The 12,066-nt window shown below is 57.1% G+C and carries 8 protein-coding genes; 5 read left to right on the top strand and 3 right to left on the bottom strand.

The window, feature by feature from the left end; translation table 11 throughout:
- Positions 1–7: 7 nt before the first annotated feature.
- From ABLU88_RS09115 to lpdA, 3 genes are read left to right on the top strand one after another with little or no spacing between them, the layout of a single operon-like run.
- Positions 8–1,027 (top strand): alpha-ketoacid dehydrogenase subunit beta, encoded by a 1,020-nt coding sequence (locus tag ABLU88_RS09115; protein ID WP_014229353.1) that lies wholly within the window; start codon positions 8–10, stop codon positions 1,025–1,027.
- Positions 1,028–1,030: 3 nt separating this feature from the next.
- A complete protein-coding gene (locus ABLU88_RS09110) occupies positions 1,031–2,560 on the top strand; it encodes a 2-oxo acid dehydrogenase subunit E2 (RefSeq protein WP_348836368.1) in 1,530 nt (509 codons plus the stop codon).
- On the top strand, positions 2,544–3,941 hold the full coding sequence (gene lpdA, locus ABLU88_RS09105) for a dihydrolipoyl dehydrogenase (protein WP_348836366.1): 1,398 nt from the start codon (positions 2,544–2,546) through the stop codon (positions 3,939–3,941). The genes ABLU88_RS09110 and lpdA overlap by 17 nt, the downstream gene beginning before the upstream one ends.
- Positions 3,942–3,985: 44 nt before the next feature.
- Here the strand turns inward: lpdA and glgX are convergent, their stop codons facing one another.
- Genes glgX through treZ form a run of 3 tightly spaced genes read right to left on the bottom strand, consistent with a single transcriptional unit; the run spans position 3,986 to position 10,388 of the window.
- On the bottom strand, positions 3,986–6,055 hold the full coding sequence (gene glgX / locus ABLU88_RS09100; protein WP_221841956.1) for a glycogen debranching protein GlgX: 2,070 nt from the start codon (positions 6,053–6,055) through the stop codon (positions 3,986–3,988).
- A 5-nt stretch (positions 6,056–6,060) separates the two neighbouring features.
- Positions 6,061–8,604 carry a malto-oligosyltrehalose synthase gene (gene treY, locus ABLU88_RS09095; RefSeq protein WP_348836364.1) on the bottom strand — a complete coding sequence of 848 codons (2,544 nt, stop codon included), beginning with the start codon at positions 8,602–8,604 and terminating at the stop codon, positions 6,061–6,063.
- Positions 8,601–10,388 (bottom strand): malto-oligosyltrehalose trehalohydrolase, encoded by a 1,788-nt coding sequence (gene treZ, locus ABLU88_RS09090; protein WP_348836363.1) that lies wholly within the window; start codon positions 10,386–10,388, stop codon positions 8,601–8,603. Before treZ ends, treY begins: the two co-directional genes overlap by 4 nt.
- A gap of 144 nt (positions 10,389–10,532) precedes the next feature.
- On the opposite strand from treZ, the gene ABLU88_RS09085 reads away from it, so the two are divergent.
- Positions 10,533–11,060 (top strand): GNAT family N-acetyltransferase, encoded by a 528-nt coding sequence (locus ABLU88_RS09085; protein ID WP_025108366.1) that lies wholly within the window; start codon positions 10,533–10,535, stop codon positions 11,058–11,060.
- A 116-nt stretch (positions 11,061–11,176) separates the two neighbouring features.
- On the top strand, positions 11,177–12,061 hold the full coding sequence (locus tag ABLU88_RS09080; RefSeq protein WP_134898058.1) for an SDR family oxidoreductase: 885 nt from the start codon (positions 11,177–11,179) through the stop codon (positions 12,059–12,061).
- Positions 12,062–12,066: the final 5 nt, after the last annotated feature.

Raw genomic sequence — 12,066 nt, 5'->3', positions numbered from 1 at the left:
GATAACAATGCCTATAAAAACCTATCGAGAAGCGGTCAAGGAAGCCCTGGCCCAGGAAATGGAGCACGACGAACGCGTCGTTCTGATTGGTGAAGACTTGCGCGGCGGTCACGGCGGAAATGCGCCCGAAGAAGCAAGGATAGAGGCCTTTGGAGGTGTGCTCGGAGTCACTAAAGGGCTGTGGACGCAGTTCGGCTCCGACCGGGTGATCGACACCCCCATTACGGAGTCGGCGATCGTCGGCATGGCTGCCGGCGCCGCTGCAACGGGTCTGCGGCCGGTGGCGGAGCTGATGTTTATGGATTTTTTCGGTGTTAGCCATGATGCGCTGTACAACCAGGCGGCAAAGTTTCGCTATATGTTTGGTGGCAAGGCCAAGGCGCCGCTGGTGATGCGGGGCATGATCGGTGCTGGTTTTTCTGCAGCAGCCCAGCATTCGCAGTCACCCTATAATATTTTTGCTACCACACCGGGGCTCAAGGTGGTTGTGCCATCGACGCCTTATGATGTCAAAGGGCTGCTGATCCAGTCGATTCGCGACGACGATCCGGTGGTGTTCTGCGAGCATAAAATGCTCTATGACCTCAAGGGCGAGGTACCGGACGAGATTTATACCCTGCCCCTGGGCGTCGCCAACTATACCCGTGAAGGTGAGGATGTCACCATCATCGCGTTGTCTGCAATGGTACATAAAGCAAACCAGGTCGCCGACAAACTGGCCAGGGAGGGGATCTCGGTGGAGGTGGTCGATCCACGTACAATCTCGCCTCTGGACGAAGAAGGTATTCTGGAATCAGTGGCTTCTACCGGCCGCGTGGTCATTGTCGACGAGTCAGCCGCGCGTTTTGGCTTTGCTCATGATGTCGCAGCGCTGATTGCTTCCCAGGCATTCCATTTCCTCAAAGCGCCTGTTGTTCTGGTGACACCACCACACACCCCGGTACCGTTCTCCCCTGCTCTCGAAAAACTCTGGATCCCTGGCGTTGAACGTATCGAAGCTGCCGTCCGTCAAGTGCTGGAGGATTAAGCTATGAGCGATATCAGGACACTTGAAATGCCGAAGTGGGGCCTTTCAATGGAGGAAGGCGTGCTCGCGCGGTGGGCCATCCAGGAGGGTGACCGCTTCGCCAAAGGGCAGGAAATCTGTGAAATTGAGACCAGCAAAATCGTCAATGTTCTGGAGGCCCCCTTCGCCGGTACGCTACGGCGGATAATCGCCCGGGTGGGAGATACCCTCCCGGTCGGCGCTGTTTTGGCGTTGGTAGCTGACTCTTCGGTAAGCGATGCTGAACTGGATGCCTTTGCCGCCAGTCTGGCCGCGGCGCAGCCAGCAGCGCCTGCCACGCAGACTACCGAGCCTGCTGTAGCGGCCGTCGCGCCCTCCATTGTACCAGCCCCCGCCAATAAGCCTGCGGCATCCATTGGGCAGACCGAGGTACCCACCAGCCTGCAAGGCATAACCGATCCGACTCAGGTGAATGCCACTCCCCATGCGTTACGTCAGTCTGCGCGGTTGGGCGTTGACTTGAAAAAGGTCCAGGGTAGCGGGCGTGGCGAGCGTATCTCTGTCGCTGACCTGGAGAGCGCGATCGTTGCCGCAGGCGGCCGCATCGCCTCTCCGCCGCCGCCCGTTCGTTCCGGCAAAGCGCCGCGATCGCATACCGATGATAGCCAGGTATCGGCAACCCCGTTGGCGCGCCGTCTGGCCAACAAACTGGGGATCAACCTGCACGACTGCCGCAAAAGCGGTTCACTCGGACGGGTGAGCCGTGATGATGTGCTGGCGGCCGCTTTGCTGCTTGATGGGCTACCCCAGGCCGGGGCTCCACAAGCCACGTCAGCGACAGCCTTTGAGACGTTGCCGATGTCCAGTATGCGGCGAGCGATCGCTGGCCGTTTGCAAATGTCCAAGCAACATGCACCCCATTTCCGTTTGACCGTCGATCTCGATCTGGAGCGACTCTTAGCATTGCGTAAGGAAATCAACAGCGAAGTACCCGGCGTCAAGATTTCGGTTAACGATATGCTGGTTAAGGCCTGCGCCATGGCGCTGATAACCGTGCCGGACGTCAACATACAGTTTGATGAGGCTACCCAGAGCATCCGCCGTTTTGCCGATGCCGACATTTCCGTGGCCGTTGCGCTGCCAGACGGGTTAATTACCCCTATCGTACGTTCGGCCAACAGCAGGTCGATAAGCGACATATCAAACGAAGTTCATTCTCTGATAACCAAAGCCCGGGCGGGCATGCTCAAGCCCGAAGAATTCCAGGGCGGCACCTTTAGCGTGTCAAACCTGGGCATGCTCGGAGTACGGCAGTTTGATGCCATCATAAACCCACCCCAGGGCGCGATCCTTGCGATTGGCGCAGGCGAGCCCCGAGCGGTAGTTCGCGATGGACAAATCGTCGTCCGCCATCAACTGACCGTATCGCTGTCCTGCGATCACCGGGTCATCGATGGGGCGTCAGGCGCGGCTTTTCTCCAGGCGCTCAAGCGGCTGGTTGAAACACCGACGCTGTTGTTTATCGAGGAGGCGAGCTATGCACGAAAAATATGATGTACTGATAATAGGTGGCGGGCCTGGGGGGTATGTCGCCGCCATTCGTGCCGGCCAGCTAGGGCTTCGTACAGCATTGGTGGAAAAGCAGCATTTAGGGGGGATCTGCCTGAACTGGGGATGCATTCCAACCAAGGCGCTGCTGCATGGTGCAGAGGTGGCGCACAGTATTGCGCATGCCGATCGGCTGGGTTTTAGTCTCAGAGAGGTGAGTTTCGATGTGCAGAAACTGGTGCAGTTTAGCCGCGCCGTGTCGCAACAGCTGACCGGAGGTGTCGAGTACCTGCTGAAGAAAAATGGCGTTACTGTCATTACCGGCACCGCCCGGCTACGTGGAAAGGGGCAAGTAACGGTCGCCGATCCCCGAGGGGAAGAGCGAGACTATCGCGCTGGTCATGTGATCCTTGCGACTGGCGCCCGGCCGCGAGCGTTACCAGGAGTAGAGCCAGATGGTGAGCGAATCTGGACCTATTTTGAGGCCCTGCAGCCTGAGCGCTTACCGGAGTCTCTATTAATCATCGGATCAGGGGCCATCGGAGTCGAGTTCGCCAGCCTTTATAACGATCTTGGCAGTAACGTGACGCTGGTCGAACAAGCCGCGCAGATTCTGCCCGTTGAAGACGCCGAAGTATCCGCTACCGTGCGTAAATCGTTCGAAAAACGCGGTATACACGTCCATAGCCAAACGCTGCTGACGCAGGTACAGCGCACCGATACGGGCGTGCGCTGCACCTTGAAAACCACCGGCGCCGAACAGACCCTTGAAGTCGAACGTGTGCTGTTGGCAGCGGGCGTACAGCCTAATGTGGAAGGCCTGGGGCTGGAAGCGCTGGGAGTCGAGTTGGACCGCGGGTTTATCAAGACGGATGCAGCTTGCCGAACCAACGTATTTGGGCTCTATGCTATCGGCGATGTGGCCGGCCCGCCGTGTCTGGCGCACAAAGCCAGCCACGAAGGCGCGATCTGCGTCGAGACGCTGGCTGGCGTCAAAGGCGTACGCCCTCTTAACCGCGACTATGTGCCCGGTTGTACCTATGCCCGGCCACAGGTTGCCAGCCTGGGCTTGACAGAGGCGAAGGCTCGCGAGACGGGACGGCCAATCAAGATCGGTAAGTTCGCATATCAGGGGAATGGTAAGGCGCTGGCCAGCGGGGAGACGGAGGGTTTTGTAAAGACTGTTTTCGACGCCGAAACCGGCGAACTGCTGGGCGCGCATATGGTTGGTGAGCAGGTCACTGAACAGATCCAGGGTTTTGGTATCGCGCATCATCTGGAGGCCACAGATGAGAGTCTCTTATCGATGATCTTTGCTCATCCAACACTTTCTGAAGCCATGCATGAATCCATCCTTGCCGCCAGTGGTCAGCCGCTGCATCAATAATGACAATATAAACCCGGCATTCAACGCCGGGTTTGTCTGAGGCTTTAAGGCCGTCTGAAAAGGGCAATGCTGCGCCCGGCCAGAACAAAATCAATTGTCTCGGTAATGATGACGCCGTCCGTTTTTTCTTCAGCGGTCGACAGCTCAAGAACCCAGCCGCCTTCGCCAAACTGCGGGATCTGGAACGGAACATCGCCCTCAAAGGGATTGAACAGCATCAGCACGTCATGCCAGATGCCCTCCTCCTGTTCAAGATCGGGTCGGCTGATGGCGAGACCTAACGTCGAACCTTCATCCCATTGTTCAGATTGCTGCAGACCGCCGCCGGCGTTAAACCAGCGTATCTCGAGCCCGTCACGCCAGCTTTCACGGCGTAAAAGCGGTTGCTCCGCACGCAGCGCTATCAGACGCTGGGTGAAATGGCGCAACGCATGGTCCTGATCGGACAGTGCTTCCCAGTTGACCCATGAAATCTCGCTGTCCTGGCAGTAGCCGTTATTATTGCCCTGCTGAGAACGGCCAAACTCATCGCCGGCCAGCAGCATCGGCGTACCGTGGGAGAACAATAACGTGGTCAGGAAATTCCGCTTCTGGCGTTCGCGGACGGCGACGATATCCTGGTTTTCCGTCGGGCCTTCTTCGCCATAATTGCAGGAGCGGTTGTCATTATGCCCGTCGTTATTGTCCTCACCGTTGGCTTCATTATGCTTCTCGTTATACGAAACCAGATCGTTCAACGTAAAGCCGTCATGGGCGGTAATAAAATTGACGCTGGACCACGGACGACGGCCGCGTAAATCGTACAGATCGCCGGAGCCCAGTAAACGGGCGGCAAAGTCGTTGGAAACATTATCCCCCTTCCAGTATTCCCGCACCGTATCACGATATTTATCGTTCCACTCGCCCCAGCCAGGCGGAAAACCGCCTACCTGATAACCCCCGGGACCGATATCCCAGGGCTCACCAATCAGTTTAAGCTTCGATAAAACCGGATCCTGGGTTATCGCATCGAAAAAACCGCCTCGCGGATCGAAGCCTTCGGGTTCGCGCCCGAGAATGGTCCCCAGATCAAAACGAAAGCCGTCGACGTGCATGGCTTGAGCCCAGTAACGTAGCGAATCCATGACCATCTGCAGCACCCGGGGATGCGAGGTGTTCACCGTGTTCCCCGTCCCGGTATCATTTATGTAATAGCGATGCTGATCCGGCATCGTCCGGTAGTAGGAAAAATTATCAATGCCTTTAAATGAGAGCGTCGGTCCCAGCTCATTGCCTTCCGCGGTGTGGTTGTAAACCACGTCAAGGATCACTTCGATACCGGCATCATGAAATGCGCGCACCATGTCGCGGAAGCCCGCGATACCCGCGGGTCCATAGTAACGGGACGCGGGAGCGAAGAAGCCCAGCGTATTGTAGCCCCAGAAGTTTTTTAGCCCTCTGTCGAGCAGATGCTGATCGTCCGGAAACCAGTGTACGGGAAGCAGCTCAACGGAGGTGATGCCCAGGCTCTTGATATAATCGACGGAAGCCTGATGCCCAAGCCCCTCAAATGTGCCGCGCAGCTCCGGGGGAAGCGCCGGATTGCGCTGGGTAAAACCCTTCACATGCGTTTCGTAGATAACCGCATGCGGCCAGGGGACGTCGGGACGATTTTCCCCCTGCCAGTCGAAGGCATCCGGGTCGACAACCTTGCATTTTGGCGTAAAAGGCGCGCTATCGCGGGTATCAAAGCTCAGATCTTTCTCCTCATGGCCCATCTCGTAGCCGAAATGCGCATCGTTCCATTCAATATCGCCTTCCAGCTCCCGCGCGTAGGGATCGATAAGCAATTTGTGTGGATTAAAGCGATGGCCGTTCTCCGGATCGTACGGCCCATAAACCCGATAACCGTATAAGGCTCCGGGCTGCAGACCGGGTACGTAGCCGTGCCAGATTTCGTGTGTATATTCAGGTAGTTCAAGCCGGGCTATTTCCGTTTTTCCGCAAGGATCGAATAAGCACAGCTCAACCCGCTCAGCGTGCGCTGAAAACAGCGCAAAGTTCACGCCCTTTCCGTCAAAATTAGCCCCCAGCTGCTGGCCGTCCCCGGGCTCTATTGCAAACGTTTCTTTCATTGACACTATTCCTCTCTACTTTTCTTTTCACTAATAAGCGTTACTAACCACCCCGTTGCTGACGCCAGATCGAGCGCCTCTTCGACCAGACGGTTTTCGCCGGTTAACGCATCGCGATAATGTCGTCCTGCCAGATCTTCGGGTATGGCTACCGCAGTGTTGCCCCACAGCCTGACCGGGGAATCAGCCAATCCGTGCGCCGCGACGTCAAACGCCAGGCGAGGAACCACCACGATAAGGGCCTCCTCGTCGTTGATGCGCGCGTAGGCGATAAGATTCTCTTCCCTGTCACCGGTGACCTTTAATGGTACCCAGTCACCATAATGGAAGAGCGCGGAATGCCGCTGCCTTAACCTGAGAAACGACGCGGTGACGTACTGCTTCAGCTGTCCGTCTCGCCATGCGTTTTCGCTATTAAACAACTCAGGGCCTTCGCTATCGAGGTTATGCGCCAGGACGGCGAAGTCAGGTTCACGTCGGTTATCCGGATCGACAAGGCTGAAGTTCAGCGCCTCGCTCCCCTGATAAATATCCGGTACGCCGGGCGCGGTCAGTTTGATGACCGTCTGGCTGAGGCTGTTCACCAGGCCGGCACGGATAAAAGGCTGCAGGGCGGTGTGAAAATCGTTGAGAAAGAGCGAATTATCCGCAGCGAACAGCTGTTGCGCATAGTTCAGCACAACGCTTTCATAGCTTTCATTGCTGTCGATCCAGTCGGTTCTTTGCTTGGCCTCGCGCAGCGCTTTTTCCATAAAAGCAAGAAAACGCGTCTCGAGTTCTTTCAGCCCTGCGGTATCGTCGGGCAGCAGCGTTGCAGGCCACACGCCGGCGAGCGCCTGATAGATCATCCACGTATCCGCCGCGTTCGGCGCCGTACCGTCGTTCAAAAAACGCACCTGGGTTTGATTCATCTGACGCCAGCGCGCAAGGTTTTCCGCCCACAGCTGCGGGGCTTCCGTTAGGGTGTAAAGGCGGGCGCGCGCATCTTCCCCGCGTTTAGTATCGTGCGTCGACGTTCCCAGCAGCGCGTCGGGCTGGCGGGCAAGACGAATGCGCATCTCCTGGTGAAAACGAGAGAGAGAAAAAGCGCGAGGAGTAGGATCGGCCCCGACTTCGTTCAATGCCAGGTCGAGGTTATGGCGAAAGAACAGCGTATCCTCGACCGATTTAGCCATCAACGGCCCCGTCAGCTGCTGAAACCGGGTTCTGAAGAGTGACGCGGTGTCGAGGCTACTTTCGTGCAGATTGCCGGTCAGGATGGCGATAATGACCTCAAGCGCCCTGGCATCGGGTTTGTCTTCCCGGGCGTTCACCTGGTCAACCACCCGGTTTAACAGCGTAATATCGCCTGCGGTCAGTCCTTCGGCGGTGCCGTAGGTACGATAGACCGGGAAGGACAGCAGCAGTTCACGCAAGGCATGGCGCAGCGCGTCGCTCTCAACCGCCATGCTATTACGCTCCGCCAGTTCGGTGGCCAGCCGCAATAAGGTGGTAAATTCACCCTCAAAATTGCGATCCACCATCAGTCCTTTCGCCTCGCGCAGCGCGGTATGGCGATCTATTGCTCCGCCGAGCGCTTCATCATGAACCTGCTGCAGCTGATCGAGGTTATTGTCATCCACCAGCACTTCCGCCAGCGAAGCGATAAACTCATATCCTGTGGTGCCGGAGACGGGCCAGTCGGCGGGCAGCTGCTCGCCTTTGGCGAGGATTTTTTCCACCGTAATGTAGCACTCTGGCCCGGCTGCCTGGCGCAGGCGCTGCAAATACCCCAGCGGGTCGGCAAGGCCATCGATATGGTCAATGCGCAGACCATCGACGATGCCAGAATGCACCAGTTCAAGGATAAGGCGGTGGGTGTCGTCAAACACCGCCGGGTCTTCAACCCGGACGCCAATCAGGCCGGTAATTTCAAAAAAGCGCCGCCAGGAGAGCTGCCTGGGCGCTTCCCGCCAGGACATCAGCCGCCAGCTTTGCGCCTCGTGCAGCGCCAGAATGGCGTCGCGGTCCGGGGATGTTAGTAGTTGCTCACCTGTCGCCAGGGTTTGAGGATTCAGGGGCCAGGCCTGGTCATAGTAGACGAACGCCGGCTTCCCGGTTTCCGGATCGCGTTTTAGCGCGAGAGCCCCGCTCTCCAGCTCCGCCTCAAAGGTATCCCCCAGAAACGGCAGCGTAACGGGACGCGTCCAGTCAATATCGAAATAATGGGCCCAGGCGCTGTTTTTGCCCTGCTCGATGACGTCCCGCCACCAGCGATTCTCCAGCGAGGTCGCCATATGGTTGGGAACAATATCCAGAATCAGGCCAATTTGCGCGTTTCGCAGCGCCTTCACCATCCGGTCAAACCCTTCGCGGCCCCCGATGGCCGGATCGATCTCGTTAGGATCGGTAATATCATAGCCATGGGTTGACCCGCTGGTTGCCGTAAAAATCGGCGAGGCGTAAAGATGGCTGATACCCAGGTCTTTGAGATATGGCGCCAGAGCCGCCGCGCGTTCGAAGGTCATGCCGTTACGGAACTGAATACGATAGGTTGCGGAAGGGATCATGATGAGGCTTCTCCATGTGCAAAACGGACAACAATACTGTTTGGCGATAACGCCTCCTGCCGCTCCGGCCAGCTAAAAATGACCTCGCCCGGTATTTCCGGCATCGCGGCCCGCTCCTCGCCGATATTCAGCGCCACGGAGAGCGTGCCGCCGGAGAATTGCCAGCTCACCGCCAGCGCCTGCGCCGCCGCGTGCAGGATCATGCCCTCCGCGGCCCCTCCCGCCGCGAGCAGCGGGACGATGTAGCGATGGCGCAGCTGGATAAGGTGGCGCGTGAAGCGTAGCCAGGCTTTCCCCTCCTCGCTTGCCGCCTTCTGCCAGTCGAGCTTAGAACGGATAAAGGTCCGGGGATCGTTCGGGTCAGGGACTGATGCATCGTGTCCCGCGTGCCCGGCAAACTCTTTAGCCCGCCCTTCCCGCACCGCCTTCGCGAGGTCGCCATGAAAATCGGTAAAGAACAGAAAGGGGTTCGTCTCCGCAAACTCTTCGCCCATAAACAGCAAAGGAATGTGGGGCGACAGAAGCAATGCCGCGAGCAGAACGCGCGTTTTCCCGGCGCCGGCAAGAGAAATCAGCCTCTCCCCCTGCGCACGGTTCCCGGTCTGATCGTGATTCTGAATAAAGTCGACAAAAAACTGCGGCGGCTGAGCGGCGCAGGCCACGCCGCGTGGCTTTCCGGTTTGCGCAGAAAGCTCACCCTGGTAGACAAACCCTTCGGCCAGCGCCCTTGCGACATTCTTTGCCGGCTGATGCGCAAAATCCTGATAATAGGCGTGCGTTTCGCCGGTCGCGAAAACGTGGGCGGCGTTATGAAAGTCATCGTTCCACTCGGCGGTAAAGAGCGGCGTCTGTCCGTTCTCATCGCGCGGATGGAGGAAAATCACGTTCCGGCTGTCTTCAGTGGTGAGGTGGATGTGGCGGTCGGGAATCGCGGCGCGGATATTTTCGGCTATTTCTATCAGTACATGCCTGGCGGAGCGATCTTCAATCTGATCGATAGCATCAAAGCGCAGCCCATCAAGCTGGTATTCGGTCAGCCAGAACAGCGGCGCCTCGGTAATATACTGCCGCACGGCCTCGGTTTCATAGGCGATAGCGTTACCCCACGGGGTCATCCGGTCCTGATGAAAAAAGCCCGGCGACAGCAGAGAGAGATAGTTGCCTTCCGGGCCAAAATGGTTCAGTACGATATCGAGAACCACCGATAGCCCTAACCCGTGGGCGGCATCAATAAAGGCGTGAAAATCCTCCGGTGCGCCATACGCTGCGTGCGGCGCATAGAGTAATACGCCGTCGTAACCCCAGCCGCGGGAACCGCCAAACAGGGCTACGGGCATGACCTCTATCTGGGTGATCCCCAGCTCCGCCAGATAAGGCAGCTTTTCGATGGCGGCCAGAAAGGTGCCATCCGGCGTAAAGGTGCCCGGATGAAGTTCATATATCACGGTTTCTTCCCACGGACGCCCTTTCCAGCCAGCGTTAACCGGCTGAAAACGCCTGGGGTCGATGACCACCGAGGGGCCGTTAACATCATCGCGTTGCGCGCGCGACGCCGGGTCCGGAATGCGCGTGCCGTCGGCTAAACGGAGCATATATTCATCACCATGCTTTACGCCGGGGACGTCAATCTGGAACCAGCCCTCTCCCGCAGCGTCCATCGGAATATCCCGGCCCGTCAGGCTCAGCGTCATCGTTTTTTGACCTTCGGCCCAGACGCGAAAGCGGACCGTGTCCGCGGCAATGAACTCCGCCCCCCAATGTTTTTTAAATACTCTGGATTCCATTAAATATCCTCAAATGACCTGTGGAAAATGCGGCATGAATATAAGATTAGACCAGGTTTAAACGCGTGCGCTGTTGATGGCGAGGCTGTTATTTTTAAAGACGTTGTCTATGATTAATAAATCGCTTAAAAAACAAGGAATGCTATGCAGATTCGTAAAGGATTAAATTCCGACCTGGCTCGCCTGGAATATTGTGATTTTTCCTTCACCGTCAGCCAGATTGCCACCGGCCCCTTTGTCAATAATGATCTGAAAATTGAAACACTTCCCAGCGCTTATAATAAAACCTATGAACTGGACATCCAGACGCTGGAAAACCACTGCGTTAATCCGGATGCTATATTTTTAATCGCGGAAACCGACGCGGGGCAAGTGGCCGGATTTATCACCGCTTCCTTGATCTGGAACAAATTTATTTCCGTGGATTATATCGCCATCGAGCGCTCACAGCGCAGAACGGGCGCGGCCAACAAGCTCATGGCGGCAGCCCATATATGGGCTCGGAGCATGAGCGCGGCGGGATTAAAGCTGGAAACCCAGAACGTCAACGTTCCCGCCTGCCTTTTCTACCGAAATTATGGCTTTACCCTGGGCGGATACGATCGTTATCTCTACAGCGCGTTACCGGAAAAAGATGAAATTGCGCTGTTCTGGTATTACATGTTGACTTAAAAGCCAGGTAAATAATTCCTGGTTTTACGATGTTAATTATTCCTGGTTTGCGCTTTTTTTATCGCCCAAACGCAGTCATTGACTAATCTTAAATTTCATTTATTAAGGAGGCCGGTATGACAACAGGAAATAACCCAACGCTACACTATCCACTTCCGCCGTTTGTCGAGCAGCCGCAGCAGCCCCCGGGGCTGGCATCCGAAATGAAGCCCCTTCCCGATCACGGTGAGACCAGCTATACCGGTTCCGGAAAGCTGGCGGGGAAAAAAGCGCTGATTACCGGCGGTGATTCGGGGATTGGTCGGGCTGTCGCGATTGCCTACGCGCGGGAAGGCGCGGATGTCGCTATCGGCTACCTGCCGGAGGAGGAGTCCGACGCGGCTGCCGTTATCGCGCTGATCCAGGCCGAGGGAAGAAAAGCCGTCGCCATTCCCGGCGATATTCGGATTGAGTCATTTTGCGATACCCTGGTTGAAAAGGCGGTCGCTGAGCTGGGCGGGCTGGATATTCTGGTTAACAACGCCGGCAGGCAGCAGTATTGTGAATCCATTGAGACGTTAACGACCGCCGCGTTTGACGCCACGTTTAAAACCAACGTTTATGCGCCATTCTGGATAACCAAAGCCGCGCTTCGTCATCTCTCTCAGGGGGCGGCGATCATTAACACCTCTTCCGTGCAGGCGTTTAAACCCAGCGAGATCCTGCTGGATTATGCCCAGACCAAAGCCTGCAACGTGGCGTTTACCAAATCGCTGGCTAAGCAGCTTGGTCCGCGCGGTATCCGCGTTAACGCCGTGGCGCCCGGCCCGTACTGGACTCCGCTGCAGTCAAGCGGCGGCCAGCCGCAAGAGAAAGTTCAGCAGTTTGGTGAGGATACGCCGCTCGGCAGACCGGGACAGCCGGTCGAGATTGCGCCCCTTTACGTTCTCCTCGCCTCAGATGCCTGCTCGTACGCTTCCGGTCAGGTCTGGTGCTCAGACGGCGGTACCGGCGTCGCATAAAAGAA

The sequence above is a fragment of the Klebsiella sp. GW_Kp182 genome (assembly GCF_040062275.1).
GTDB classification, from domain to species: domain Bacteria; phylum Pseudomonadota; class Gammaproteobacteria; order Enterobacterales; family Enterobacteriaceae; genus Klebsiella; species Klebsiella michiganensis.
This window is presented reverse-complemented; position numbering and strand designations above follow the sequence as displayed.